Below are 24,911 nucleotides of genomic sequence, written 5' to 3' on the forward strand. Positions count from 1 at the left end.
AAGGGGCTTCTTGTTGAAATCTTTTAGGCGTTACTTCGCATGATTAGAAGCATACACGACAACTTCGGACAAAATCAAGCTTTGTGTTACTAAAAACCTAAACTTTGCTGCTTTCTTCCATTGTACTGGTAGCCCTCTGAAATTCCTTAGCTGCTTTCCCTTCCTCCTGCTGACAGATGACTACCAGCGCGTCCAGAAATGGCTTCCAGTTACGGGTCCATGTTCTCACGTGCAGATCAGGGACGCGCTTCAGTATCGCTTTATAGGCAGCAGTAGACGGTACCGCAGAGAATCCGTTTCCACTGCAGCGCTCACAGGTTTTAAACACCGGCGCGCCGCGCTCGCTTGTGGCTTTGCGATCGAGTACCTCTCCTTTACCACCGCACCGACAGCGGGCGCTAATTGCGCCCTTGCCTTCGCAAACGTCACAGACAGACGGTACAACCTCTGTTACCTCTGTCCACTGCTCCCAGTCAGACGGACGAACGGCACGAGAGCGACTGGCCCAGTATGGCGCTTTACCCCAGGGGTACGAAACCTTGCGTGTAATCTGCTCGCGAGTTGTTCGTCCGGTACCGCCGCAGCTGTTACACGGCGCGCAGGTGGCCGCCGAACGGGAATACTCTGCAAAGGCGAATTGCGCCAGAAGCTGCATGCACCAACCGAACTCTGCACCCGCTGCTTTACGCACGTTCTTCGGTGCGGAATCCATTGCATGACGGGCCAGCGCCTGAACCGCCATCTGCTCATCCGTTTTGCTGATCCCGGCCTTGCCGAAGAATGCCGCCAGGCCGAAACTCGCACGGCTGCTGGTGGTGCCGATGGCCGCCATAACGTCAGTGCCAGTGAGGCGATCCGGTGATGTACCTTTCACACTGTCGCTGATGTGCATTCCCTGAGGGCTGAAATGTTTGAGTGATGCTTCCAGTTTCATGCGGCCACCTGCTGTTTTTTATAGAAAACCATTTCACGGACCTGATCGCCGTTCGTGAGCATGTCGTTGAAGTCTCCGTTATCCGGCCAGTAGATACTGACTTTCTCCAGATCGTTTTTTGCCAGCAAATTGGCATGGGCGCATTCCATAGCAGCCGCTAAACCAGTCGCGCTGTTGATGTCACGGTCTGCGAAGATGATGAAATTCTTCACGCCCGCCGGTACCCGGAATTTCTTCATAAATCCGCTGGTCATGGTTGCCCAGGTATTTACGCCGAAGATCTGGTGCGCTGACAGGGCTGTTTCGATGCCTTCGGCGATGCCAAGCGTGCTGGCAACAGGGAACATACGGATCGCCACTGAACGGGCGTGATCCAGATAATTGTCCTCTTGCAGGGATTTCTGACGCTTTGCGCTGGTGCCGATGTCGGCCTTTTTTGAGCCGTCCAGAAGCGTCTGATGCAGATAGCAAAGCTCACCTTTATCATCAGTTGCCAGAGAGTAGAGGGACTGGTACACGCGGCCATCGTGACGCTGCTTATCATTGAAACGGATAGCTTCAGTCGGGAGCTTATAGATACCGCGCGCATTGAGGTAATCGGCACCAGTGGTCCCACGCAGCGGTGCCAGTTTGGAAAACTTGCTGAGCACCCTTTTACGCAAGCTGCCTGCGCTGGTGGTGACCGGTATTTTCAAACGAGTGAAGGTGTTGCCGATCAGCTCGTCGATTTCACGACAGATCTCATTGAAGGGTTTACCCTGGGTTTGCGTAACCAGTTTCAATCCATCGCCGCTGCCGCAGGTACAGATCCAAGTGCCGGCACCGTCACGGTCATCGATACGGAATTTGCCAGTTGAGTCACATAGCGGGCATTTGCCTTTGAAGTGATTTTTACCGGTGATCGGCGGCAGTCCGTAATGTTCAAAAATCATGGCCCACTGGCCCTTTGCTGCTTCTGCCGTCTTCATGCTCGTTTTCCTAACTGCTGTTTGATTTCTTTCATCTGGTTTCTCGCCAGCTGAATTCTGGTCGGCTCAGGCTGGCATTCTTGCTGCGCCTGCGCTTTCTCGCGCTGCTTAGCAAAAGCGATCTGTTTGTGCCTGATGAAGTTCGAAACCGTAGGGGTGATGTCCATCGGGTAATCGCTCAGGCCGTTTGGCCACTCCCCGAAACGCTCATGGAAAGTGTGTTTGCACCAACCATCGCTTACGGGCTTTTTGCCCAGCGACTGGCGCTGACGCTGGTAAAACTTAATCTGGCTCCACCAGGCCTGTTTCTCGGCCTTAGTTGGCTGACGCTGCTCGTTGCCCAGCTTTTTCAGTTTGCGCCCGGTGTCGGTATCGATATCTTCACCGCCCAGCGGCTTGTGACCGCATTTCGGGCAGACGTAGACGCCAGCTGGTTTCATGTAGTGGCATTGCGAGCATTCGTGCGGCCGCTTCTCTTCGCGTTCTTCAGCAGCCCGGCGCGCGCTTTCATCCATTCCGTCTGATTTGCCCGGGAGGTCGTCATACTCGATAGAGTCCGGGTAACCGAGGCGATGTACGGTGCCGCTGTGATCGAAGATGAGGCAGGATTCTTTACCCGGCGCGGCGCGAAGACCGCGGCCCAGCGCCTGCAGCCAGCGAATTTCGCTTTTGGTTGGCCTGGCGTAGATGATGCAACGAACGTCGCTGTCGAACCCGGCCACAAGAACACCCACACTCACGATGATTTTCGTGGCGCCAGTCTCGAAGCGATGAATGATGGTCTGGCGATCCTCCACCGGAGTGTCAGCGGTCATCACCTCGGCATTAACCCCAGCCTGGTTAAACTGGATGGTCAGGAAATTGGCGTGGGCAACGTTCACGCAGAACGCAATAGTCGGCAGGTCACGGCCATTCTCCAGCCAGTTCTGGACGATATCGCCCACCAGCGTGGAACCGCACATGATCTCCGCCAGCTGCGTCTCGTTGTAGTCGCTGCCGAACTCCAGTGATGAGGCCGTTCTAACGCCTTTCAGATCCGGTTTAGTCGGTGCGTAAAACTCGTATTTGCTCAAATCGCCGCGCTGGATCAGCTCGCCGATGGTGGTCGGCTTAATGAGCCGGTCATAGTATTTACCCAGGAACGGCGAAAATGGTGTACCCGACAGGCCGATCACTTTCACACCGCTAGCGCGCAGGCGTTCGATGTCCTGCAGGATGCGCTTTTTACGCAGGTGCGCTTCGTCGATAATCAGCAGATCGATGTTGTCAGGGAATACGCGGCGAATAAGCGTATCGGCGCTAGCAATCTGGATTTTCAACGACGGATCGTAGTTTGGATGGTCTGCCCATATGTAGCCGATTTCGTCACCCGGTAATCCATATTCAACAAAGCGGTTTGCCGTCTGACCGATCAGGATGGTGTATGGCGCGCAGAACAGAACGCGCTTGCCGCGGCTGACGAACCCGGCAACAATGAAAGCGGCCAGCCCTGTCTTGCCGCTACCGGTCGGCGAGTACACCATGAAGGTGTCGTTTGCCTTCCAGTCCCGGCGCAGCATATTAAGCGCGCGTTCCTGTGCAAAATTCGGTGTGATCGTCAGCTGCATTGTGCTGCCCCCGCGGTGATGAGATAATAATTTTGTGATGTGGTTTTCATAGATTCCCCTCACATGGCTGGCGGCCTCCCCAAAGGTTGCCAGCCTCCCTTCTGAATCAGCTCCCCTGAAATTCACTCTTCCAGGAAGAACCTTCCTCGTTTCTGTACGCTTTCAGCTTCCGTACTATCTTGCTGATACAGCGCTTTTTGTGGTTCAGTCCTTAAGACTGAGATCTACCTAACCTATGGATCTCTCCTGTTGGAAAAGGACCTATTCCTTCCCCTGCACCCAATCCCCCCTTTCCCCCCTTTCCCTCTTCCCCATAAAAACGTACTACTTTCCTAGTACAAATGGGGGTGAGGTTCTGGTGGTTGCCAACCTGAGCAGACACCTTTAAGCCTGCATCTGTCCGGGTACCTTCAAACCCGAAACAATCAAAAACGCGCTTGCGTTCCAGCCAAGGGAGGTTCGGCGGTATACCCCTGTAAAGCTCTGCCGTGATTTCTAACGAACAGGCGAAGCCGTGTGTTTGCTTTGTGCCTTGCCCGGTTCTCCTTGCGGTAAGAAACCAGCTCAGCTTCATACGATTCCTGGTACACAGCCGCATAACGCTGAATTGCTTTTTGTCGTGCGGATGGTGCCAGGGTTAATAGCTGCTGCTTAATCCATTCCGAATCTGCCTGGCTATGGTTGTCAGGCATAACCAGGTGCTCATTACGGTTGATATCCATCAGAGCTAAACCTTTCGGGATAGAGGATCTGAATTTCTGTCAATTCTGCGTCGAACAATTTGGCCAGCTTCTCAGCAACTTCTGGAGAAGGCCTCTGTATACCTCGCTCCATTCGACTAAGATTACCGGGGTCGCACTTAATGGATGATGCAACCTCCTGAATGGTCATCTTTGCTTTGAGGCGAGCTTTGCGTAGCGGTGTGAACATGCGCATAACTCCATTTGTGTTTTAGACATAATATGCGTCACAAACATATTATGCAAGTTGAGTTGTGTGAGTTGCAAAATTATGTATAAAATACAAATTAAATAACATTTGGCGGGGGTGCTTCGATGAACGTAGGGCAACGGATTAGAGAGCTGCGAAAAGCAAAGAAAATGACTATAAACCAGCTGGCGTCCCTGACTGATTGGGATGTCGGCAACATTTCACGGCTCGAAAGAGGTATGCAGGGCTACAGTGAAGCCAGCCTCAAAAAAATTGCCGAGGCGTTAGAGGTTCCACTCTCCGAACTATTTTCTTTCCAAGATAAAAAAGATACTGTAGAAACATACAGTATCAATTCACTTTCGTCGGAAAGGAGAAGGGACGTGTATCGGGTTGATGTAATGGACGTTTCTGCAAGCGCTGGCAATGGGAACTCTACCCGCGACTTCATCGAAGTTATTAGTTCGATAGAGTATGTTACCGAAGAAGCAAGAAACCTCTTTGGCCACAGGCCAGCAAATCAGGTCAAGCTCATTAACGTTCGCGGCGATAGCATGCAGGGCACAATCGAGCCTGGTGATCTCATTTTTGTTGATGTCGGTGTCAACCATTTCGACGGTGACGGCATATATGTTTTTGATTTTAGCGGCGATCTCTTTGTAAAACGCCTTCAGAAAATCAAAACTCAACTTCACGTGCTTTCTGACAATCCGCTGTATAGAGAATGGCAGATCACTGATGAAGAGATGGATATGCTCCACGTTTGCGGCAAGGTACTTTTAAGCCAATCACAACAGTTCCGACGCCACGCGTGACCCATCATCCCCGCACATACTAAAGAGCCTTCCGGCTCTTTTTTTTGCTTTTGAAACATATCTTTTAAAGTCAGGAAAACAGTTGGTTATACCCAAAATATGTTTATCACGCATAATTATGTTTGACAGACAATTTTGGTGATCGTATGCTTATTTCATCGGCATACAACGGAGTTAACTAAATGACCAGCGAGCCAACTACTAAAAAGTTTTACCAATTAGTTGATATCGAAGATTTTCGATTCAGTAAAGATTGCTCTCATATTCATTACGGTGATATTGCATCTGATTGCGATACCAAAACGACTTCAATCTTTGAAGCAATAAATCATCTCAGTTTAAGTATTTTTAGTTTGTCAGAAGAGGAAGCAATTAATAGAGACAAAATCCTCAGTCTCACCTGCGTTATCGCTGATCTTGCTGAACTCGGCGTTGCGACAAATAAAATATCTCATGCAGCTTCATATCTTTCTGGGTTAAAGGATGGGAATCATGGCGCATGAAATTTCATTAGAGCAGGTAGCTGAGCGAGCGCATCAAGCGGAAATTATTTGTCGAATGATGGAGTCTTATCCTGACAGAATGGCTGATTCCGAAGTGATAGCGATTGCCTCGCTACTGCGCAGGCTCACAGGCGATGTATGCGCTTGGTTGATTGAAGAGCAGGCTGTTAAAGTCAAAAACAAATAACCACACCGATAATTTAATCTGGAATAAATACAGCTTTATCGCTGGGGAATATTACATCCTTTTTATGGGTTTTTATTATGGTAAATAAAGCCGCTTTTAAAACAGCACAATTAATGCGCAGCGCTGGATATTGGCACATCGCCAATCTCTTTTTAAAGAAAGCATATGGGAGATAAGTTATGTCTATTCAAGAACGACAAGATATTCAGACGCTGAATATCAAAGCAGAACAACTCAATTTCCTTATGCAAACTATCCATGCCCATCATAAGGATTTCGATTGCTACCAGCTTGATGGCCTTTTAGGTCTGGCTTATGACCTCGCTGGCTCCGTTTATTCATGGACCGAGAAAGAGGAGAAAATTGTACTGGCGAATGAAGACGCGCAAAGAAGGATTATTTAGATGGATAAATTAATCGAAACATACCGCCGTCGAATTCTTAAAACAGCGTTACTCCGCCACCAGCGTAAAACCGGTAGTAACTGCATCATTATTAACCAGCCAAAAGGAGAAATAAAAACTATCGAATTAACAGAGATTCTACTCGATGGCCTATTGAGCAGATTTGAAAAACAGGCCGTGAGCGAATTCGGAAATATTGAAGGGATTAAGGCGGTCAGGGGAATTTATAGCAGCGCTGTAGACGTGAATGGCCGCGGTGAGTTCCTGACGGAAAGCGGCAAAGAGTTAATCGACGATCTCATTGCAGAACTGGTCGATTTTGCCAAAAAGCATAAACCAGCAGCTGCGGAGGCTAAGCATGATCAGTCAACAAAATGTTAGCCAGAGTGGTCGCCCGGTTCTGAACGTAGATCTGCATGTTCTGCCTGACTTCACTGGCCGCGTCGTTCTCTACATCGAAAACGGCCAGGTTAAATGTGATCGGCGGTTATCTCCCGACGAGCATATCTGTGCTTTGGACACGTTTATTGAAATGGCTCGTGATATGGAGCTGCGGATCGCGGAGGTGAAAAGTGGCCCTGACTGCAATTCGAATTCCTGAGTGGATTCATCTTAAAGCTGCGCACGTCCTGCGCCAGTTTAGAGCCAGGCGGATTCACCCCTGCCGCATGCATGGCTCCGGGAACCTGAGCCTAAAGGTAAACCACCGCTGGCGGCTACTTTCCCGCGATGGGGGCCGGAACTGGGAAGTAATGAGCCATGAAACTTATAACCGGGAGAAAGACAGATGATCGACAACGATAAAGACAATGTGAAGCAGCTTGTTAACCGACTAAAGGAAATGCAGGAACAGTCCGGTACGCATATCCCAGCCTGGATGCTTGATGAAAATCGTTATGGGAAGGGTGAGCTGACAGATGAAGAACAGCATGAGTGGGCAGAAACCGTCGTCCAGTCCATGCGCGGGACGGTCGCTCTGCTCTATCTCCTCAGTTGCGAAAACCGCTGGGGACTTCGCAACGGCGAATACCAGTTTAAAACCGGGGAGTTTGCTTTCGGCTTAACGTGGGAACTCATCGAAAATCTGCTTGTTGAGCATGTAGAAGGCGCGCTGATCGAACACAAGCCCAAGGAACGGTATCTGGCTGTGTTCCAGTTCTACAGCGCCAATTATCAGCGCCTGAAAGAAGATGGTAATTCATGGTTCACAGCCTTTCTCGACGAGATGTTTGTGGATCTTGCAAATCGCCTTCGCCCAGGCGAATCGGCACCCGTTCAGCACATTTTGCATTGAGGATAATGACGATGAACACAGTAACCATCAATAACAAACAGCTCCCGGCAGTTGAATATCGCGGCCAGCGCGTTGTGACTCTGGCAATGATTGATGAAGTCCACCAGCGCCCGGAAGGTACAGCTCGTGCCGCGTTTAACCGTAACCGCTCACACTTTATTGAAGGTGTGGATTTTCTTGAATTGACTGCGGACGTAATACGTACGGAGTCACTATCAGAGGTTTTTGCCGCTCGTACTGCCAAAGGCATCATTCTGTTCGAGTCTGGCTACCTGATGCTGACGAAACCTTTTAATGACGACCTGGCCTGGCAGATTCAGCGCGAGCTGGTTAACAGCTACTTCCGTACTCACCGACAACAACCCCTGACCGAAATCGAAATGATCGCCGCGATGGCCGCCGACGCAGTTCGCCAGCAGAAGCGCCTGAATCATGTGGAAGAGCAGATCGAAACAGTAACCGAAGCTGTAGAGAATATTAAGCGTGGCAACATGCGTGCAGGCTATGTCGGTTATCGGCAGGTGGTCGCCAAAAGTGGCATGACTGACTCGAAATGCCGCAACCTGGTAAACGCCTACCGCATCCCGACAGACACGCACGAGTTCATGACGCCAGATGGCCTTCTCTCCCGCCGCGCCATCGTGGAACTTGAGCCATTTATGGCAGCGTTCCGCCAGATGATGTCCGAAGCGGAACCCCGGGGCACCCGCTGGTATCACCCAAAAATGGGTTTGTTTCAGGCTATCGGGTGGGAGGGTTAACAGTGACGAGCAATGATATCTGTCTGCCAGCTGGTTCAATCGAGCAGGCCCACCAGCAGGCGCTGACATGGGTGTGTGATGCATACCTGTTTCACCTGGTCTGCCTGCACCGTCGGCCCGTATATCGCCACCAGTACGGCGACATCTCGCTTAATCAGCCAGCTCTGCGGGGCTTTATTGATTCATACCTCACTGATAGGGGCTGGAGCGTGGAGCGCCGACGGGCGCATTACATCAATATTCTCGATCTCATCAAATACATGCATCGCAGCAATTCTGATTTTATCGACTGGGGTACGGTGCCGGTCCTTACGTCGAGAGGGATCCGCTGGATGAATGCCTGCTTCTCCCGCCTGGGCGAAATGGTTAACAGTTACGGTGGCTGGGAAAACGTCGTCAGGGTAAGCGATGAGGTTAAGCGATGAAACAGTTCATTAACTCATTTCTGATCGCCATTCTTCTGGTGTTCATCGTGATTGGTACGTTGATTGAGTACACATTTTTGGCAGATTTCTGAGGTGAATCATGCGTAATACATCGGACATCGTTCTCCTGGTCCCGAACGACTGGGTCTGTGAAAGCGTACTTATCGCGGTAACCGGGCTTAAGCCCGGAACTATCCTCCGGGCCAGAAAGGAATGCTGGATGGTCGGCCAGGAATACGTGCACGTTTCACCGGACGGGAACCCGAAACCGTCCAGCGAGTGCATGTACAACCGCAAAGCGGTCGATGCATGGGTGGACTCGATGAAAAACAAACAGCCCGGGTGATTTGATGCCATGAAAAAGGTAAGCTCAGATCGCTCTTGGGCGTCTGGAGGAATCAATGGATAAGTTTGACTATCCAACAGGCGTCGAAAACCACGGCGGCTCGTTGCGCATCTGGTTCAGTTACAAAGGTAAGCGTGTCAGGGAAAACCTCGGTGTCCCTGACACCATTAAAAACAGGAAGATCGCCGGGGAACTGCGGACATCGGTATGTTTCGCTATCCGCACAGGGACGTTCGACTATGCGTCAAGGTTCCCCGAATCACCTCATCTCAAAACTTTTGGGATAGGTAAGAAAGAAATCACAGTGAAAGAACTTGAAGAAAAGTGGCTGGATCTGAAAAAGATGGAAATTTCTTCGAACGCCCTCAATCGCTATGAGTCGGTCGTAAGAAATGTAGTGCCGAGGATCGGAGGGGGTCGGCTGGTAGCCTCGGTGACCAAAGAGGAACTGCTGTATATCAGGAAAGATTTACTGACCGGTCACCAGACGCCAATGAAGGGGAAGGCCCCGGCGAAGGGACGAAGTGTTGTTACCGTGAATTATTACATGACAACAATCGCCGGAATGTTCCAGTTTGCGGCTGATCACGGCTACTTAGAAGCGAATCCGTTTGAAGGTATTAAGCCGCTTAAGAAAGCCAGGGTAGAGCCAGATCCGCTTTCTCGTGACGAATTTATCCGTCTTATTGATGCATGCCGGCATCAACAGACGAAAAACCTGTGGTCACTGGCAGTGTACACAGGGGTGCGTCACGGGGAGCTGCTCTCCCTGGCCTGGGAGGATATCGATCTTAAAGCGGGAACAATAACAGTACGCCGCAATTATACGAAACTGGGCGAGTTCACTCTACCAAAAACTGAGGCCAGCACGAACAGAGTGATTCACCTGATAGAACCCGCGGTTAGCGTCCTGAGAAATCAGGCTGAAATGACAAGGCTGGGTAAGCAGCACCACATCGATGTTCAGTTGCGCGAGTATGGCCGAACCGAGCGGCATGACTGTACCTTTGTCTTTAACCCTCAGTTAGTCAGGCGCAGCGAGCAGGTGGGTTTTGTTTATAAGGTCGATTCGATAGGTGACTCCTGGGACGCAGCGGTTAAGCGAGCAGGCATTAGGCACAGGAAAGCCTATCAGTCGCGTCATACGTACGCATGCTGGTCATTGTCCGCTGGAGCTAACCCCAGCTTCATTGCCAGCCAGATGGGCCACGCTAGCGCCCAGATGGTGTTCAATGTGTACGGAGCGTGGATGGCTGACAGTAGCTCAGAGCAAATAGCGATGCTCAATCAGAAACTGGCCGCCTTTGCCCCATCAATGCCCCATAGCCTACAGGGGAGCGATGGGGCATTATTAAAATCAGTAAGTTAGTTAGCGTTACCCCACATGTTAACTGTGTGGAGGGTAATACCACGCTGTACGCGCTGCCTAAACCTGAGGTGGTGGCGCGCTGGCGGGAGCAGACCGGCGACGACTTCCGCTTCTGCTTTAAATTCCCGGCCACCATCTCCCATCAGGCCGCGCTGCGTAACTGCGACGATTTAACCGCCGAGTTTTTCACCCGCCTGTCGCCGCTGGCCGACCGCATCGGACAGTACTGGGTGCAACTGCCTGCCACCTTTGACCCGCGCGATCTGCCCGCGCTCTGGCAGTTTCTCGACGCCCTGCCCCGGGAATTTACCTACGGCGTAGAGGTCCGTCATCCTGAGTTCTTTATGAAAGGCGAAGCGGAGCAAGCGCTTAACCGCGGCCTGCACGAGCGCGGCGTCAACCGGACGATTCTCGACAGCCGTCCCGTTCATGCCGCCGTTGCGCATAACGAAGCCATCATCGAAGCGCAGCGCAAAAAACCGAAGGTGCCGGTGCATGCGGTGATGACCGCCAGTAATCCGATGGTGCGGTTTATCGGCAGCGACAATATGCCGCAAAACCAGGCGCTGTTTGCCGTCTGGCTGCAGACCCTGGCGAAGTGGGAACTGACCGCCACCCCCTATCTTTTTTTACATACTCCCGATATCGCCCAGGCGCCGGAACTGGTCGATGCTCTCTGGCAGGCCTTGCAGGCCGTGGCGCCGTCCATTGGCGATGCCCCCACTATTCCGCAGCAATCTTCTCTTTTCTAATCTCAGCCCCTATCATATGAAATGCCATCTGCCAAAAAACAGGGAGTTTGTATGGTTTGCGCGCTGTATGCGGTGCTGGGTGCGTTACTGTTAATCAAGTTTTCGTTCGATGTTGCGCGCCTGCGGATGTTGTACCGCGTCTCTTATGGCGACGGGGGTTTCTCTGAGCTGCAAACCGCGATCCGCATTCACGGCAATGCGGTGGAGTACATTCCGGCGGCGCTGATTTTGCTGTTGTTTATGGAAATGAACGGCGCGGAGACCTGGATGGTGCATGTCTGCGGCCTGCTGCTGATCCTTGGACGCCTGATGCACTACTACGGCCTCCATCAGCGCCTGTTCCGCTGGCGTCGTTCCGGCATGAGCGCCACCTGGTGTTCGCTTGTGCTAATGGTGCTGGCTAACCTGTGGTATATGCCGTGGGAGTTGGTTTTCTCCCTGCATTAGCGCACAATACGCCCCTTTATTTTTCCCGGATTTTTACGTTATGTCAGATCGCGACACGCTTTTTTCTGCGCCTATCGCCAGTCTGGGCGACTGGACCTTCGATGAACGGGTGGCTGAAGTCTTCCCGGATATGATCCAGCGCTCGGTCCCCGGCTACTCCAATATCATCTCCATGATCGGCATGCTGGCGGAACGTTTTGTTCAGCCAGATACGCAGGTCTACGATCTGGGATGCTCGCTGGGCGCAGCCACGCTGTCGGTTCGTCGTAACATCAAGCACGACGGGTGCAACATTATCGCCGTAGACAACTCGCCGGCGATGGTCGAACGCTGCCGCCGTCATATCGACGCCTGGAAAGCGCCTACCCCGGTAGAGGTGGTCGAGGGCGATATTCGCCATATCGAAATTAAAAACGCCTCAATGGTGGTGCTGAATTTTACCCTGCAATTCCTGGTGCCCGAAGATCGTCAGCTGTTGCTGGACAAAATTTATCAGGGGCTGAACCCCGGCGGCGCGCTGGTGCTGTCGGAAAAATTCAGCTTTGAAGATGCCACCGTCGGCGAACTGCTGTTCAACATGCATCACGATTTCAAACGCGCCAACGGCTATAGCGAACTGGAGATCAGCCAGAAGCGCAGCATGCTGGAGAACGTGATGCTGACCGACTCGGTTGAGGCCCATAAGGCCCGCCTGCACAAGGCCGGCTTCGAGCACAGCGAGCTGTGGTTCCAGTGCTTCAACTTTGGCTCGCTGGTGGCGCTGAAGGGCGGTGACGCATGATTGATTTCGGTAACTTTTATCAGCTGATTGCCAAAAACCACCTCTCCCACTGGCTGGAAACCCTGCCCGCGCAGATCGCCGCCTGGCAGCGTGAGTCGCTGCACGGTCAGTTTAAGCAGTGGAAGAATGCGGTTGAATTTCTGCCGGAGATGACGCCGTATAAGCTGGATCTGCTGCACAGCGTGACCGCCGAGAGCGAAGAGCCGCTGAGCGAAGGCCATAAGCTGCGTCTTGAAAATCTGATGCGTAACCTGATGCCGTGGCGCAAAGGGCCGTTTTCGCTGTACGGCATGCAGATCGACACCGAATGGCGTTCAGACTGGAAGTGGGATCGCGTCCTGCCGCACCTCTCCGATTTAACCGGGCGCACCATTCTCGATGTCGGCTGCGGCAGCGGCTATCACATGTGGCGCATGATTGGCGCGGGCGCGCATCTGGCGGTGGGCATCGACCCAACCCAGCTGTTCCTCTGCCAGTTCGAAGCCGTGCGCAAGCTACTTGGCAACGATCAGCGCGCGCACCTGCTGCCGCTGGGCATTGAGCAACTCCCTGCCCTGGCGGCGTTCGACACCGTCTTCTCAATGGGCGTGCTCTATCATCGCCGCTCCCCGCTGGAACACCTCTGGCAGCTGAAAGATCAGCTGGTCAGCGGCGGCGAACTGGTGCTGGAGACGCTGGTGGTTGAAGGGGATGAGAACACCGTTCTGGTGCCGGGGGATCGTTATGCCCAGATGCGTAACGTCTACTTTATTCCGTCGGCGCTGGCGCTGAAAAACTGGCTGGCGAAATGCGGTTTTGTGGATATTCGCATCGCGGACGTTTGCGTCACCACCACCGAAGAGCAGCGCCGTACAGAGTGGATGACCACCGAATCGCTGGCCGAGTTCCTCGACCCGAACGACAGCAGCAAAACGATCGAAGGTTATCCGGCCCCGGTCCGTGCGGTGTTGATTGCCACCAGGCCGTGATTTTTGCCGGGTGGCGGCTTCGCCTTACCCGGCCTACAAAACAACATCTGCCATTTTATCCGAAATATTTCGAGTTGCAGCAAGGCGGCAACGCAGCGAATCCCCGGGAGCTTACATCAGTAAGTGACCGGGGTGAGCGAGGCAGCCAACGCCGCTGCGGCTTGAAATATGAAGGATAAAGGATAAAAAAAGGCCCCTGTTGAAATTGCAGGGGCCTGGTACAAACAAGCATCACATTGGGCGACATGATGCGCGGTAAAAACTGGTTTTAGCGGCGATACTGCTCGATTATCGCCTTCATTCGGGCTACCGACTCTCCCTCAACGCCATAGCGGGAATATTCATCCGCTTCGGCATCAGTCGACATCGACAACCCTGTATTGCGATAGCGCATGGGTGATGGCCACCATTTCCCGGCCGAGCTGTGAAGCTCTTCAACCCCTGCCTGTAAAAACGTCTCCAGGTTGGCGGCGCGAACGCCAGCACCCGCCATTATTATTGGAACACCTGATTGCGCTTTTAGTTCCTTAATTAATGAAATACCTTTTTCAGCAGACGACTGCTGGCCGGATGTCAGCACACGCGCCACCCCCAGTTCCGCCAGCTTTTCAAAGCCTTGCTGCGGATTGATGCACATATCGAAGGCACGATGAAAAGTTACCGCCATCCCCTGTGCGGCGGCCATAATCTGGCGCATACGCGGCATATCGATGTCGCCGTCTTCATCCAGCAGGCCGGTCACCAGCCCCGGATACCCCAGCTCTTTCACAAGGGCGATATCCTCGAGCATGGCGTTAAACTCGCCGCTGCTGTAGCAAAAATCCCCGCCGCGGGGCCGGATAATCGGGTGAACCGGAATACGCACCGCCTGACGCACCGATTTCAGTACGCCATAAGACGGGGTCAGCCCACCCTCTTTCGGAGCGGCACAGAGCTCAATACGATCGGCACCCTGCTCCTGCGCGGTCAGGGCACACTCCATGCTGTAACAACAGATCTCAAGCAATGCCATAAAGCCTCCTTATTCTTCGCTGGCGACAATCTGCTCGATTGTCCAGGGGTGAAACTTCACCGTCACGTTGCCGTCGGTCACCGCCAGGGTGGGATTGGGTAGACGCTCATGCTCCCCTTTTGGCGAACTGGTTTTCACAAAGATCCCGGGCTGGCTTAACCCCTCGTCAGAGAGCAGCGCCAGGGCGCGGGCATTCAGGGTATCCGGGTCGCCGGGCAGGACGATTTCGATATGCTCCCAGCCTTCGTGCGGGTAGCGTTTTTCACCCGGCCAGGGCAGCTCGACCACAGTAAAGCGCCAGTGGTCGACGCACACCGGCTCGTGCAGCTTAAACAGGCAGATGGGACGGCCATTGATGATGTTTTCCGAGAGCAGCTCGCCGCACTGCTCAAACCCGCGCCGCCAGCGTTCCGCAGTGGCGTTCTGGTGGCAGCGCAGGGAGATGTGGTCCGCCGCGAGCGGGGCGATATCCAGACCCAGGCGAGCGGAAAGCGCCGTAAAGGCGTCGGTGAAACGCGGTAAATCGGCTGCAATGTCCTGCAGCTCGTCAACAGATTGCCAGTTCGCCATCGTTAATACTCTTATCGTCACGCAAAAGCGTTAATTTACTCTGTTGCCCGCCTGCGACCAACCGCTGATTTGAGCCAGTGCTGACGGCAACGGGCAATTGCAGTATACTCCCGGCCTAATTTCTTTAACTGATGCGACAGCATGATGGTCGCGTCAAAAATGTAAGGTATCCCGGTGAATATTCAGGCTCTTCTCTCAGAAAAAGTCAGTCAGGCACTGATTGCTGCAGGCGCACCTGCAGACTGTGAACCGCAGGTTCGTCAGTCAGCGAAAGTACAGTTTGGCGACTATCAGGCCAATGGCGTGATGGCAGTGGCTAAAAAACTGGGCATGGCGCCGCGACAACTCGCAGAGCAGGTCCTGACGCATCTGGATCTCAAGGGTATCGCCAGCAAAACCGAAATCGCCGGTCCGGGCTTTATCAATATCTTCCTCGACCCGGCTTTCCTGGCGCAGAACGTGGATGCCGCGCTGCAGTCCGACCGTCTGGGCGTGGCGCAGCCGCAGGCTCAGACCATCGTTGTCGACTACTCCGCCCCGAACGTGGCGAAAGAGATGCACGTCGGCCACCTGCGCTCCACCATCATCGGTGACGCCGCGGGGCGCACCCTGGAGTTCCTCGGCCACAACGTGATCCGTGCGAACCACGTCGGCGACTGGGGCACCCAGTTCGGCATGCTGATCGCCTGGCTGGAGAAACAGCAGCAGGAAAACGCCGGTGAGATGGCGCTGGCGGACCTCGAAGGCTTTTACCGCGACGCGAAAAAGCACTACGACGAAGACGAAGCCTTCGCCGAGCGCGCGCGCAGCTACGTGGTGAAACTGCAGGGTGGCGATGCCTACTTCCTCGAGATGTGGCGCAAGCTGGTGGACATCACCATGTCTCAGAACCAGATCACCTACGATCGTCTGAACGTGACCCTGACCCGCAAAGACGTGATGGGTGAAAGCCTCTACAACCCAATGCTGGCCGGTATCGTGGCCGATCTGAAGGCCAAAGGCCTGGCGGTCGAAAGCGAAGGCGCGACGGTGGTGTTCCTTGATGAGTACAAAAACAAGGAAGGCGAACCGATGGGCGTCATCATCCAGAAAAAGGATGGCGGCTTCCTCTACACCACCACCGATATCGCCTGCGCCAAGTATCGCTACGAGACGCTGCATGCGGATCGCGTGCTCTATTACATCGACTCCCGTCAGCACCAGCACCTGATGCAGGCGTGGACCATCGTGCGCAAAGCGGGCTACGTGCCGGATTCCGTACCGCTGGAACACCACATGTTCGGCATGATGCTGGGTAAAGACGGCAAGCCGTTCAAAACCCGTGCAGGCGGCACCGTGAAGCTGGCGGATCTGCTGGATGAGGCGCTGGAGCGTGCCCGTCGTCTGGTGGCCGAGAAAAACCCGGACATGCCTGCTGACGAGCTGGAAAAACTGGCCAACGCCGTCGGTATCGGTGCGGTGAAATATGCGGATCTGTCCAAGAACCGTACCACCGACTACGTTTTCGACTGGGATAACATGCTGGCGTTTGAAGGCAACACCGCGCCGTATATGCAGTATGCCTATACCCGCGTGCTGTCTGTCTTCCGTAAAGCTGACATCGATGAAAGCGCGCTGGCCCAGGCGCAGGTGACCATCACTGAAGATCGTGAGGCGCAGCTGGCGGCGCGTCTGCTGCAGTTCGAAGAGACGCTCTCCGTGGTCGCCCGCGACGGTACGCCGCATGTGATGTGTGCCTATCTGTACGATCTGGCAGGCCTGTTCTCTGGCTTCTATGAGCACTGCCCTATCCTCTCTGCCGAGAGCGAAGCGGTTCGCAACAGCCGCCTGAAGCTGGCGCAGTTGACGGCGAAGACCCTGAAGCTGGGTCTGGATACCCTGGGTATCGAAACCGTAGAACGTATGTAACATCTTTACCCGGGTCAATGCCTGATGGCGCTACGCTTATCAGGCCTACAAAACCCGGTAATGAAAACAATAAACCCGGCGAAAGCCGGGTTTATTGTTTTGTAGCCCCGGTAAGCGCAGCGCCACCGGGGAATTTCCACCAGATCAGAAGAATTTCCGCAGATATTCCGTCAGACACAATATCGCCATCGCCTGACCGTACGGCATCGAGGTCAACGGGATCTGGCGATAGAACTCCAGATCGCTACCCATCCCGGTACCAAACGAGGTTTGCAGCAGCTCACCTTCCGGGGAGATGTTTTTGACAATCCCGCGAATGGCTTTTTCAGCCACCTCAGCATACTCCGGCCCCACGTAGCGCTTGCGCACCGCTTTCAGGATCCCGTAGCTGAACCCTGCCGTGGCGGACGCTTCCAGGTAGGAGTTCGGATCGTCGAGCAGCGTATGCCACAGGCCGCTCTCGTCCTGGCACTTCGCCAGCGCGGCAATCTGCGCATTCAGCACCTGCACCAGATAACGGCGCACGGCGTTGTTTTCCGGCAGATCCACCAGCTCGAGGAAATCCGGGATCACGATAGTCAGCCAGCTGTTGCCGCGCGCCCAGCGGGCGTTTGCAAAGTTATGCTGACCGTCGTAACTCCAGCCGTGGAACCACAGGCCGGTCTCCCTGTCCATCAGGTTCTGCACGTGCAGCAGGAACTGATACACCGCCTCTTCCACATACTCTGGCTTGTTGAGCAGTTTGCCAATTTTCGCCAGCGGCAGGACGGTCATCATCAGGGTGTCGTCCCACATCTGCTGGTGGTTCTCTTCCGCCAGGGTGATGTGCTGCATGCCGCCATGATCGGTGCGCGGCATCTCGTTCATCGCCCACTCGGCCCAGCTCTCCAGCCACGGCAGCCAGGCCGGGTTGCGCGTCTCTTCATAGCGATACGCAAGGGTCAAAAACGGCGACATGGTGTTGACGTTTTTGGTCGTGGCCCCTTCGGCAAAGCGATCGGCAAACCAGCTGTCGATGATGTCGCGCATCGCTTCATCCCCGGTCTGGCAGTAATACTGCCAGATGCCGTAGAGACCGACCCCGTGGGTCCACTCCCAGCCCGCCCAGCCTTTGGTGTCGATTACCCGCCCGTCGTCCAGCCGCAGTAAAAACTCGCCGGTTTTATCGTGAATGTTCACCAGGTTATGCGTCACTTTTTGGATCAGCGTTTTCAGCTCATCCCGGGCGATAAAACGCTCTGGCTGACGCAGTAACGGGCTATGTTTGACAGGCCAAACCTTCATAATCTTAACCTCTGTTGTATGTCGAATTCAGTGGAGCACGTTCTTTCAGGGACGGTGCAGCGGGCTTATTACGATTCAGATAACCGATGTTGTTGTTACCCCACAGGCAGTCGTAAGGCATACCGGCTAGCATCTCAACCGTGGCGCGGGCCTGCGGTGTCGCGGTCTCCGGCATTGCCCGGCCAGACTCACGCATTTTGGCCGTCTCTTCACGCAGCGTGCTGTGCGTCTGTAAGTTCAGCTTGAAGCGCAGCGACACCAGGAAGCCGCAGATCAGCACCAGGATAGTGCCCACGCTCAGGATCATCAGAATGGTGTGACTTACCCCTTCCGGCTGCACCTTCTGGCCGCTCACGAAGCCGGACATCTGCATCACAATCCCCACCAGCATGATGGCACCCGCCTGGGAGGCCTTACGGGTCAGGGTCATGATCCCGGCGAAGATCCCTTCACGGCGCTGGCCGGTGATGACTTCATCCACGTCAGCAATATAGGTGTAGGTGTTCCAGGGTACGTAGTTGATCCCGCCGCGGCCGAGACCCGCCAGCGCAGAAACCAGCAGCAGCAGCGCGTAGATGTCGCTCATACCGGCATAATAGAGCCCGGCGTAAGACATGGAGGCCAGCCCAAACAGCACCACTACCATGCGGTACGACGGCGCAGGTCCAAAGCGGATGCACAGCGGGATCATGGCGATAACGGCGAGGAACTGGAAGATAGCCATGGTGCCCAGCAGGTTGGAGGCCATGGAGGCTTCCTGCATCAGGACGAAGACCACGTAATAGGTGAAGACCGCGTTGAAGACGTCCTGGGCGATATAGCCCCCGAGGTACATCCCCAGATGCTGACGGAAAATTTTGATCCGCAGTGTGGAACTCAGTTCAACGAACAGACGGTTCAGGCTCTGGCCGAGGGTCAGCTTTTTCTTCTCCTCTTCGGCGCGCAGCGCGGCTTCGCTCCACTCTTCACGAGGACGTTCCCAGGTGAAGAACCAGACGAAGGTCAGCATCAGGGCGCAGAGCACAGAGAACACCAGGCTGGCGTAGAAGAAGGAGACGGCGTTGTCTTTACCGAAGTGGGTCAGGAGAATACCCGGCAGGAAAGAGGCCAGAATCGCCGACATCTGCGCCATAGAGATACGCGCGCCGGAGAATTTGGTTTTCTGTTTGAAATCGTCGGTCATCTCCGGCACCAGCGTTTCGTACGGGACCAGAATCATGGTGTAGACGATATCGAAGATCAGATAGGTCAGCAGGTAGTACCAGAAGCCCATATCCCCGACCCACATCAGCGAGTAGCTGAAGACGCACGGGATACCCAGCAGGATAAAGAACTTACGGCGGCCAAAACGTTTGCCAAGCCAGGTGGTGCCAAAGTTATCGGTCAGAAAGCCCATCAGCGGACTGACGACGGCATCAAGCACCCTTGCCGCCGCGAAGATGAAGGTGGCCTCAATCGGCGTAAGGCCGCAGAAGGTCGTGTAGAAATACAACAGCCAGGCAGCGGTCAGCGCTGTGGTTCCCGCCCCGAGAAAATCGCCCGATCCGTAAGCAAGATAGTTCGCGAGTCCAATTTTACGTGTTTTGATTACCGTCGACCCTGTAAGTTTCAGATGACTCCCGGTTAACCCGGAGCTAACGGGAGTGACTACAGGGTTACAGTAAGAGTATCGCTATCGGGATACCTTTCTGTTTCTGCCATCACGACGGGGCAACTGGCAAAAATGCAAAGAGATTTACTACGCGCGTCACTCTTTTATAAAACAGCGTTTCTCTTGCTTCAAAAGGCGGGGTCAAAAATGAGAGCCAGTCATCAGAATGGCCTGATAACTGGCGAAAAAGCGGGCATTTAGCGGTAATTCACAATCACTTCGTTACGCTGGACCTTCAGAGCGGGGATCAGGCGACCGCCGCCGGGGACTTCCCAGATAAAGCGCAGCGGCTCTACGGCGGGCACGTTATTAAAGGCATTTGTCGTGCCGCTGGCCCCGTCCAGTTCGGTGCAGCGAGCCTGGGAGCAGAGCCGCACCCTAAGCCCGGCGGGGATCGGGCCATTCAGCTCGTAGCGCCAGGCCACCAGGGTCATCAGGCCAGACACCGGCTGCTTCGCCGACAGCGGGCGTGACGACGCCGCCACGCCACGGTTGGTGAGGGTCAGGCCGATACTGCTGTCCTGCCATGCCCCCTCCCCTGCGGCCTGAGCCATCATCGGCAAAACCAGTACCCAGAGTAATTTACGCATCACTGGCCTCCAATGCTGGCGGTCATGCGGATGTGGCGATTGTCCGACAGCTCCATATTCGACAGCACCACCAGCTGTGTCAGGCTGCGGCGCAGGAAGCGCGAGAGCAGCGGACGCAGGGCGTGATTGACCAGCAGCACCGGCGGTGCGCCGAGCATCTCCTGACGCTGTAACGCCTCCTGGGTTTGCGCCAGCAGACGATCCGCCAGCCCCGGCTCCAGACCGCCGCCGCCCTGCAGCGCCTGCAGGAGCAGACGTTCAAGCGGCGTGTCGAGGCCAATAACCTGCACTTCGCCGGTGCCCGGGAACCACTGCTGGGTGATGGCGCGGCCCAGCGCCACGCGCACCACCGCCGTCAGTTCGTGCGGATCGTTTTGCAGCGGCGCATGTTCGGCCAGGGTCTCCAGAATGGTACGCATATCGCGGATCGGCACTTTCTCGTCGAGCAGGTTCTGCAGGACCTTGTGCAGCGTGGTCAGGGTCAGGACGCCCGGAACCAGATCTTCGGTCAGCTTCGGCATCTCCTGGGTCACGCGATCGAGGAGCTGCTGCGCCTCCTGGCGGCCAAACAGCTCTGCCGAGAACTGGCCAATCAGGTGGTTAAGGTGCGTTGCCACGACGGTACTGGCTTCCACCACGGTATAGCCCTGGATTTGCGCCTGCTCTTTCAGGGCGCTTTCAATCCAGATAGCCGCCAGGCCAAAGGCCGGGTCAATGGTCTGTTCACCCGGCAGCGTCCCCGCCGCGGTGCCCGGGTTAATCGCCAGCCAGCGCCCCGGATAGGCGTCACCGCTGCCGATCTCAACCCCTTTCATCAGGATACGGTAGCGCGCAGGAGGCAGATCCATATTGTCGCGGATATGCACCACCGGCGGCAGGAAGCCCATGTCCTGGGCGAATTTTTTACGGATACTGCGGATACGCCCCAGCAGTTCGCCGTCCTGCTGGAAATCAACCATCGGGATCAGGCGATAGCCCACTTCCATGCCCAGGGAGTCTTCCAGCTGAACGTCATTCCAGGTGGCTTCCACCGCCTGGGTGTTTTCCGGCATTTTAACCGGTGCAGGCTCGCTCTTCGGTTTGGTTTCGCGGCCACGTATCCACCAGGCCAGCCCCAGCAGCGCGGCGGTAAACAGCAGAAAGACGAAGTTCGGCATGCCCGGCACCAGGCCCAGCAGACCGAGAACCCCCGCCGACAGCATCAGCACGTTCGGGTTGGCGAACAGCTGAGTCACCATTTGCTCGCCGACGTCCTGATCGGTGGCGACGCGGGTCACGATCACACCGGCTGCGGTGGAGATCACCAGCGCCGGGATCTGGGCGACCAGGCCGTCACCGATGGTCAGCAGGGTGTAGCTCTCTGCCGCCTGCCCCATCGCCATCCCGTGCTGGAGAACCCCAACCAGCAGGCCGCCCACCACGTTGATCACCATGATCAGGATCCCGGCGATGGCGTCGCCGCGAACAAACTTACTCGCACCGTCCATCGAGCCGTAGAAGTCCGCTTCCTGGGTCACTTCGGCACGGCGTTTTTTCGCTTCATCTTCGCCAATCAGACCGGCGTTCAGATCGGCGTCAATCGCCATCTGTTTACCGGGCATCCCGTCCAGCACGAAACGCGCGCCAACTTCTGCGATACGCCCCGCACCTTTGGTGATCACCATAAAGTTGATGATCACGAGGATGATGAACACCACGATCCCGATGGCAAAGTTGCCACCCACCAGGAAGTGGCCAAAGGCCTCAACCACCTTACCTGCCGCAGCGCCGCCGGTATGGCCCTCCATCAGAATGATACGGGTGGAGGCCACGTTCAGCGCCAGACGCAGCAGCGTGGTGAACAGCAGGATCGTCGGGAAGGCAGCAAACTCCAGCGTGCGCTGGGTGAACATTGCCACCAGCAGCACCATAATGGAGAGCGCGATGTTGAAGGTGAAAAGCAGGTCGAGGATAAATGCCGGCAGCGGCAATACCATCATCGACAGAATTAGCAGGATGAGGATCGGCCCGGCCATAATCTGCCATTGGGTCGATTTCAGGTTGCTCGGCAAGCGCAACATTGCCACCAGATTAGCCATCAGAGTCCTTCTCGTTCATAAAATCCAGCGCGGCAGGCACCGGGAGATTCTCAGGTTTCACAGGCCGTTGACCGCCCGCCAGACGCCAGCGTTTCAACTGCCATACCCACGCCAGTACTTCCGCTACCGCGGCGTACAACTGGCCCGGGATTTGTTGTCCAATTTCTGCATGCCGGTAGAGCGCACGCGCCAGCGGCGGAGCTTCCAGCATCGGAATACGATTTTCATTACCAATTTCACGGATGCGCAGCGCGATAAGCCCTGCCCCTTTCGCCACCACTTTTGGCGCGCTCATTTTGTCTTCGTCATACTGCAGCGCAACGGAGTAGTGGGTCGGGTTGGTGACAATCACATCCGCTTTCGGCACATCTTCCATCATCCGGCGACGTGCGGCGGCGCGCTGCATCTGGCGAATACGCCCTTTAACGTGCGGGTCGCCTTCCATCTGCTTATGTTCGTCACGAATGTCCTGGCGGGACATGCGCAGTTTTTTAATGTGGCTGTAAATCTGGAAGAAAACGTCAAAGCCGACCATCGGGATAATGGAGAGCACCACCAGCAGCGAACAGAGCCCCACCAGATTGAGCGCGTTGCGCATGGCGGTGAACGGTGATTCGCTGATCAGGCGCATCATCTCCGGCCAGTTGTGCCAGATAAAAAATCCCGCCACGCTGCCCATTAGCGTCGCTTTCATCAACGCTTTCAGCAGTTCGGCAGCGGTCTGGGCCGAGAACATCTTCGCGATACCGGGCAGCGGGTTCAGTTTAGAAAATTTAAACTGCAGCGATTTACCGCTAAACACCAGCCCGCCCAGCATCACCGGCGACACGATAGCCACCAGCACCACGCCGGTAATGAGCGGCAGCAGCGCGACCATCGCGCCTTTGATCAGCAGGATAATCTGGCTGAGGATCAGGTTAGGGTCGTTGACCATGCTGTGATCGAAGCGCAACCCGGCCGAGAGCATACCGGCCAGCCTGCGGGCAAGGGACTCCCCGCCTATCCAGATAATGCACACGCCAACTAATAAAATCAGCAGCGAGGTGAGTTCTCGGGATCGGGGTATTTGCCCGTCCTCACGCGCTTTTTCAAGTCGGTGGGGTGTGGGGGCTTCTGTTTTGTCGTCGCTGTCTTCTGCCACGGCAAGCATCTCGCAGGTAGAGGTCTGGACGATATGATGCCAAAGCCGCGCGTGACCAATGGGTTAATTAGGGGCGATAAAAGGGCTGATTTAGGCTATTCGGTCGTATCAGCGAGGGGATTACCCCTGCAAAGCCTGTTTGCGACGGCGTGCCACCAGCGATGCGGCGAGGGAGCCAATCTCTTCAAAGTCCGTTGAGACGCTGTTTCTTAATATCAGGTTCCACTTGCTGAGCACCCGCGCGTTCACCACCAGCTCGCTCTCCTCGGTTAACCGTCCATTGCTGGCAAGCCAGTTCGCCACATCTGCCCACTCCCAAAGCGGGGACTGGCCAGCGATCCGCTGAATGGGGCAAGGGAAATCGCCGCCGCCACGCGTGCCATCTTTCAGCATGGCGATAGCCTGACGGGACATATCAGTCATCTCCGCGATGTCGCTCAGGCCGACCAGAGCAGAGTCGACAGACTGTACGATCGCCCCGACGCCAGCAGATTCAATGTTGTCGACCGCAGAGGCGATAGCGTCATTTAATGTTTCAGCCTCCCGATCAAAGGTGAGATAGACGGAGTTGCCATATGCGCAGATCAGCGCATCGCCACAGCCGCTTGCATACAGTGCGTCTTCCAGTCCTTCAGTCCCGCAGGTTACGCCTGAGAGGGTCAGAGTGAAGTTAAACAGCGCCATAATACCTCTTTATTTTGTTGTTAGCGTTTCTTTGTATTCGATAAGGCATGGCCGCAACCACGCCTTACCGGGCGAAATCAAAGGCAATGATTTACGTTGCGAATGATTTGCATGGCATGGTTTTCCGCATTTTTCGGCGTCGACCATACGCTCATCTGGTGATCCCGATGTTCACCTTCTGGGTTACCACAGCGTAGCTTGCAAAAGCAGTGCGCTGAATGTCCTGGTGGCACCCAAACCCAGCCCTTACTCAGGGCATATTCAACAGCCTCCTGAATATGCTTGTTCGGATGTTTCTTCATTTGCCTCCGTTAACAGGATCCTATTGCATGTGTTGACAACTGTCAACGGCAATATTTCATGCACGTCCGTGTCGCCACGTTCCCGCTTTTGCTGTCTACGGCCAGCAAAAGCCCTGCAAAGACTAACAGAATTAATGCATTAGAAAGGGTTGATGTCACGGCGAAATATCGGTTCTGGAAGGCGGGTCGTAAAGAGGGAT

The 24,911-nt window shown here is 54.9% G+C and carries 31 protein-coding genes; 17 read left to right on the plus strand and 14 right to left on the minus strand.

All coding sequences use genetic code 11. The features are described 5' to 3' along the window. Nucleotides 1–97 precede the first annotated feature (97 nt). The 5 genes from FHN83_RS02110 to FHN83_RS02130 form a co-directional block, all read right to left on the minus strand. Nucleotides 98–934, minus strand: coding sequence for an antitermination protein (locus FHN83_RS02110; RefSeq protein WP_139563115.1), 837 nt, complete (start codon nt 932–934; stop codon nt 98–100). Further along, a complete protein-coding gene (locus FHN83_RS02115; RefSeq protein WP_139563116.1) occupies nt 931–1,902 on the minus strand; it encodes a toprim domain-containing protein in 972 nt (323 codons plus the stop codon). Before FHN83_RS02115 ends, FHN83_RS02110 begins: the two co-directional genes overlap by 4 nt. Further along, on the minus strand, nt 1,899–3,509 hold the full coding sequence (locus tag FHN83_RS02120; RefSeq protein WP_139563117.1) for a DEAD/DEAH box helicase: 1,611 nt from the start codon (nt 3,507–3,509) through the stop codon (nt 1,899–1,901). Before FHN83_RS02120 ends, FHN83_RS02115 begins: the two co-directional genes overlap by 4 nt. A gap of 425 nt (nt 3,510–3,934) precedes the next feature. Further along, nucleotides 3,935–4,231 (minus strand): hypothetical protein, encoded by a 297-nt coding sequence (locus FHN83_RS02125; RefSeq protein WP_139563118.1) that lies wholly within the window; start codon nt 4,229–4,231, stop codon nt 3,935–3,937. Then, on the minus strand, nt 4,215–4,445 hold the full coding sequence (locus FHN83_RS02130) for a helix-turn-helix domain-containing protein (RefSeq protein WP_139563119.1): 231 nt from the start codon (nt 4,443–4,445) through the stop codon (nt 4,215–4,217). Before FHN83_RS02130 ends, FHN83_RS02125 begins: the two co-directional genes overlap by 17 nt. A gap of 119 nt (nt 4,446–4,564) precedes the next feature. On the opposite strand from FHN83_RS02130, the gene FHN83_RS02135 reads away from it, so the two are divergent. The 16 genes from FHN83_RS02135 (at nt 4,565) to cmoB (ending at nt 13,491) form a co-directional block, all read left to right on the plus strand. Next, nucleotides 4,565–5,254 (plus strand): XRE family transcriptional regulator, encoded by a 690-nt coding sequence (locus tag FHN83_RS02135; RefSeq protein WP_139563120.1) that lies wholly within the window; start codon nt 4,565–4,567, stop codon nt 5,252–5,254. Between the two features lie 182 nt (nt 5,255–5,436). Beyond that, the gene (locus tag FHN83_RS02140; RefSeq protein WP_139563121.1) at nt 5,437–5,757 is read left to right on the plus strand and encodes a hypothetical protein; all 321 of its coding nucleotides are present in this window, start codon (nt 5,437–5,439) and stop codon (nt 5,755–5,757) included. Beyond that, nucleotides 5,747–5,944: a hypothetical protein gene (locus FHN83_RS02145; RefSeq protein ID WP_139563122.1), complete on the plus strand. Its 198-nt coding sequence runs from the start codon at nt 5,747–5,749 to the stop codon at nt 5,942–5,944. Before FHN83_RS02140 ends, FHN83_RS02145 begins: the two co-directional genes overlap by 11 nt. A 179-nt stretch (nt 5,945–6,123) precedes the next feature. Then, nucleotides 6,124–6,348, plus strand: coding sequence for a hypothetical protein (locus tag FHN83_RS02150; RefSeq protein ID WP_139563123.1), 225 nt, complete (start codon nt 6,124–6,126; stop codon nt 6,346–6,348). Then, nucleotides 6,349–6,729 (plus strand): hypothetical protein, encoded by a 381-nt coding sequence (locus tag FHN83_RS02155; RefSeq protein WP_139563124.1) that lies wholly within the window; start codon nt 6,349–6,351, stop codon nt 6,727–6,729. Then, the gene (locus FHN83_RS02160; RefSeq protein ID WP_139563125.1) at nt 6,707–6,949 is read left to right on the plus strand and encodes a hypothetical protein; all 243 of its coding nucleotides are present in this window, start codon (nt 6,707–6,709) and stop codon (nt 6,947–6,949) included. The genes FHN83_RS02155 and FHN83_RS02160 overlap by 23 nt, the downstream gene beginning before the upstream one ends. Further along, entirely contained in the window at nt 6,921–7,139 is a 219-nt protein-coding gene (locus FHN83_RS28920) for a hypothetical protein (protein WP_139563126.1), read from the plus strand. The genes FHN83_RS02160 and FHN83_RS28920 overlap by 29 nt, the downstream gene beginning before the upstream one ends. Next, the gene (locus tag FHN83_RS02170; protein ID WP_139563127.1) at nt 7,136–7,642 is read left to right on the plus strand and encodes a hypothetical protein; all 507 of its coding nucleotides are present in this window, start codon (nt 7,136–7,138) and stop codon (nt 7,640–7,642) included. Before FHN83_RS28920 ends, FHN83_RS02170 begins: the two co-directional genes overlap by 4 nt. Before the next feature lie 11 nt (nt 7,643–7,653). Further along, nucleotides 7,654–8,403 carry an ORF6N domain-containing protein gene (locus tag FHN83_RS02175; protein WP_139563128.1) on the plus strand — a complete coding sequence of 250 codons (750 nt, stop codon included), beginning with the start codon at nt 7,654–7,656 and terminating at the stop codon, nt 8,401–8,403. A gap of 2 nt (nt 8,404–8,405) precedes the next feature. Then, a complete protein-coding gene (locus tag FHN83_RS02180; protein ID WP_139563129.1) occupies nt 8,406–8,828 on the plus strand; it encodes a hypothetical protein in 423 nt (140 codons plus the stop codon). Between the two features lie 100 nt (nt 8,829–8,928). Further along, complete coding sequence (locus FHN83_RS02185; protein WP_139563130.1) at nt 8,929–9,174, plus strand: excisionase family protein; 246 nt, start codon at nt 8,929–8,931, stop codon at nt 9,172–9,174. Between the two features lie 55 nt (nt 9,175–9,229). Beyond that, a complete protein-coding gene (locus FHN83_RS02190; protein WP_139563131.1) occupies nt 9,230–10,543 on the plus strand; it encodes a tyrosine-type recombinase/integrase in 1,314 nt (437 codons plus the stop codon). Then, complete coding sequence (locus FHN83_RS02195) at nt 10,522–11,295, plus strand: DUF72 domain-containing protein (protein ID WP_139563132.1); 774 nt, start codon at nt 10,522–10,524, stop codon at nt 11,293–11,295. The genes FHN83_RS02190 and FHN83_RS02195 overlap by 22 nt, the downstream gene beginning before the upstream one ends. A 51-nt stretch (nt 11,296–11,346) precedes the next feature. Next, the gene (locus tag FHN83_RS02200) at nt 11,347–11,742 is read left to right on the plus strand and encodes an MAPEG family protein (protein ID WP_138369354.1); all 396 of its coding nucleotides are present in this window, start codon (nt 11,347–11,349) and stop codon (nt 11,740–11,742) included. 40 nt (nt 11,743–11,782) lie between these two features. Beyond that, nucleotides 11,783–12,523: a carboxy-S-adenosyl-L-methionine synthase CmoA gene (gene cmoA, locus FHN83_RS02205; RefSeq protein ID WP_039030834.1), complete on the plus strand. Its 741-nt coding sequence runs from the start codon at nt 11,783–11,785 to the stop codon at nt 12,521–12,523. After that, nucleotides 12,520–13,491, plus strand: a complete 972-nt coding sequence (gene cmoB, locus FHN83_RS02210; RefSeq protein ID WP_039030835.1) for a tRNA 5-methoxyuridine(34)/uridine 5-oxyacetic acid(34) synthase CmoB — start codon at nt 12,520–12,522, stop codon at nt 13,489–13,491. The genes cmoA and cmoB overlap by 4 nt, the downstream gene beginning before the upstream one ends. A gap of 268 nt (nt 13,492–13,759) precedes the next feature. On the opposite strand, the gene cutC is transcribed toward cmoB, so the two are convergent. Together cutC and FHN83_RS02220 are read right to left on the minus strand one after the other, a co-directional pair. Beyond that, the gene (cutC, locus tag FHN83_RS02215) at nt 13,760–14,503 is read right to left on the minus strand and encodes a copper homeostasis protein CutC (RefSeq protein WP_139563133.1); all 744 of its coding nucleotides are present in this window, start codon (nt 14,501–14,503) and stop codon (nt 13,760–13,762) included. Nucleotides 14,504–14,512: 9 nt separating this feature from the next. Then, complete coding sequence (locus FHN83_RS02220) at nt 14,513–15,073, minus strand: VOC family protein (protein ID WP_139563134.1); 561 nt, start codon at nt 15,071–15,073, stop codon at nt 14,513–14,515. A gap of 174 nt (nt 15,074–15,247) precedes the next feature. Between FHN83_RS02220 and argS the strand changes: the two genes are divergently transcribed. After that, nucleotides 15,248–16,981, plus strand: coding sequence for an arginine--tRNA ligase (gene argS, locus FHN83_RS02225; protein WP_139563135.1), 1,734 nt, complete (start codon nt 15,248–15,250; stop codon nt 16,979–16,981). Between the two features lie 144 nt (nt 16,982–17,125). On the opposite strand, the gene FHN83_RS02230 is transcribed toward argS, so the two are convergent. From FHN83_RS02230 to FHN83_RS28375, 7 genes are all read right to left on the minus strand, one after another. Continuing rightward, nucleotides 17,126–18,265, minus strand: a complete 1,140-nt coding sequence (locus tag FHN83_RS02230; RefSeq protein WP_139563136.1) for a glycoside hydrolase family 88/105 protein — start codon at nt 18,263–18,265, stop codon at nt 17,126–17,128. Nucleotides 18,266–18,269: 4 nt separating this feature from the next. Next, nucleotides 18,270–19,853: an MFS transporter gene (locus tag FHN83_RS02235; RefSeq protein ID WP_039030840.1), complete on the minus strand. Its 1,584-nt coding sequence runs from the start codon at nt 19,851–19,853 to the stop codon at nt 18,270–18,272. A gap of 260 nt (nt 19,854–20,113) precedes the next feature. Continuing rightward, nucleotides 20,114–20,506 (minus strand): flagellar protein FlhE, encoded by a 393-nt coding sequence (gene flhE / locus FHN83_RS02240; protein WP_139563137.1) that lies wholly within the window; start codon nt 20,504–20,506, stop codon nt 20,114–20,116. Further along, nucleotides 20,506–22,584, minus strand: a complete 2,079-nt coding sequence (gene flhA, locus FHN83_RS02245; RefSeq protein WP_138369357.1) for a flagellar biosynthesis protein FlhA — start codon at nt 22,582–22,584, stop codon at nt 20,506–20,508. The genes flhE and flhA overlap by 1 nt, the downstream gene beginning before the upstream one ends. Next, the gene (gene flhB / locus FHN83_RS02250) at nt 22,577–23,725 is read right to left on the minus strand and encodes a flagellar biosynthesis protein FlhB (protein ID WP_039030923.1); all 1,149 of its coding nucleotides are present in this window, start codon (nt 23,723–23,725) and stop codon (nt 22,577–22,579) included. Before flhB ends, flhA begins: the two co-directional genes overlap by 8 nt. Before the next feature lie 120 nt (nt 23,726–23,845). Beyond that, nucleotides 23,846–24,409, minus strand: a complete 564-nt coding sequence (locus FHN83_RS02255; protein WP_139563138.1) for a helix-turn-helix transcriptional regulator — start codon at nt 24,407–24,409, stop codon at nt 23,846–23,848. A 77-nt stretch (nt 24,410–24,486) separates the two neighbouring features. Beyond that, nucleotides 24,487–24,711, minus strand: coding sequence for a hypothetical protein (locus tag FHN83_RS28375; protein WP_139563139.1), 225 nt, complete (start codon nt 24,709–24,711; stop codon nt 24,487–24,489). Nucleotides 24,712–24,911: the final 200 nt, after the last annotated feature.

Source organism: Leclercia adecarboxylata, assembly GCF_006171285.1.
GTDB classification, from domain to species: domain Bacteria; phylum Pseudomonadota; class Gammaproteobacteria; order Enterobacterales; family Enterobacteriaceae; genus Enterobacter; species Enterobacter barmai.

Coding starts and splice junctions, on each gene's coding strand:
- cutC (WP_139563133.1), bottom strand. CDS start 14,503: ATGGCATTGCTTGAGATCTGTTGTTACAGCATGGAGTGTGCCCTGACC.
- FHN83_RS02160 (WP_139563125.1), top strand. CDS start 6,707: ATGATCAGTCAACAAAATGTTAGCCAGAGTGGTCGCCCGGTTCTGAAC.
- FHN83_RS02230 (WP_139563136.1), bottom strand. CDS start 18,265: ATGAAGGTTTGGCCTGTCAAACATAGCCCGTTACTGCGTCAGCCAGAG.
- FHN83_RS02255 (WP_139563138.1), bottom strand. CDS start 24,409: ATGGCGCTGTTTAACTTCACTCTGACCCTCTCAGGCGTAACCTGCGGG.
- FHN83_RS02140 (WP_139563121.1), top strand. CDS start 5,437: ATGACCAGCGAGCCAACTACTAAAAAGTTTTACCAATTAGTTGATATC.
- FHN83_RS02145 (WP_139563122.1), top strand. CDS start 5,747: ATGGCGCATGAAATTTCATTAGAGCAGGTAGCTGAGCGAGCGCATCAA.
- FHN83_RS02170 (WP_139563127.1), top strand. CDS start 7,136: ATGATCGACAACGATAAAGACAATGTGAAGCAGCTTGTTAACCGACTA.
- FHN83_RS02175 (WP_139563128.1), top strand. CDS start 7,654: ATGAACACAGTAACCATCAATAACAAACAGCTCCCGGCAGTTGAATAT.
- FHN83_RS02150 (WP_139563123.1), top strand. CDS start 6,124: ATGTCTATTCAAGAACGACAAGATATTCAGACGCTGAATATCAAAGCA.
- FHN83_RS02120 (WP_139563117.1), bottom strand. CDS start 3,509: ATGCAGCTGACGATCACACCGAATTTTGCACAGGAACGCGCGCTTAAT.
- FHN83_RS02115 (WP_139563116.1), bottom strand. CDS start 1,902: ATGAAGACGGCAGAAGCAGCAAAGGGCCAGTGGGCCATGATTTTTGAA.
- FHN83_RS02220 (WP_139563134.1), bottom strand. CDS start 15,073: ATGGCGAACTGGCAATCTGTTGACGAGCTGCAGGACATTGCAGCCGAT.
- FHN83_RS02125 (WP_139563118.1), bottom strand. CDS start 4,231: ATGGATATCAACCGTAATGAGCACCTGGTTATGCCTGACAACCATAGC.
- cmoB (WP_039030835.1), top strand. CDS start 12,520: ATGATTGATTTCGGTAACTTTTATCAGCTGATTGCCAAAAACCACCTC.
- flhE (WP_139563137.1), bottom strand. CDS start 20,506: ATGCGTAAATTACTCTGGGTACTGGTTTTGCCGATGATGGCTCAGGCC.
- FHN83_RS02110 (WP_139563115.1), bottom strand. CDS start 934: ATGAAACTGGAAGCATCACTCAAACATTTCAGCCCTCAGGGAATGCAC.
- FHN83_RS02185 (WP_139563130.1), top strand. CDS start 8,929: ATGCGTAATACATCGGACATCGTTCTCCTGGTCCCGAACGACTGGGTC.
- FHN83_RS02155 (WP_139563124.1), top strand. CDS start 6,349: ATGGATAAATTAATCGAAACATACCGCCGTCGAATTCTTAAAACAGCG.
- flhA (WP_138369357.1), bottom strand. CDS start 22,584: ATGGCTAATCTGGTGGCAATGTTGCGCTTGCCGAGCAACCTGAAATCG.
- FHN83_RS02135 (WP_139563120.1), top strand. CDS start 4,565: ATGAACGTAGGGCAACGGATTAGAGAGCTGCGAAAAGCAAAGAAAATG.
- FHN83_RS28375 (WP_139563139.1), bottom strand. CDS start 24,711: ATGAAGAAACATCCGAACAAGCATATTCAGGAGGCTGTTGAATATGCC.
- FHN83_RS02130 (WP_139563119.1), bottom strand. CDS start 4,445: ATGCGCATGTTCACACCGCTACGCAAAGCTCGCCTCAAAGCAAAGATG.
- FHN83_RS02190 (WP_139563131.1), top strand. CDS start 9,230: ATGGATAAGTTTGACTATCCAACAGGCGTCGAAAACCACGGCGGCTCG.
- FHN83_RS02200 (WP_138369354.1), top strand. CDS start 11,347: ATGGTTTGCGCGCTGTATGCGGTGCTGGGTGCGTTACTGTTAATCAAG.
- cmoA (WP_039030834.1), top strand. CDS start 11,783: ATGTCAGATCGCGACACGCTTTTTTCTGCGCCTATCGCCAGTCTGGGC.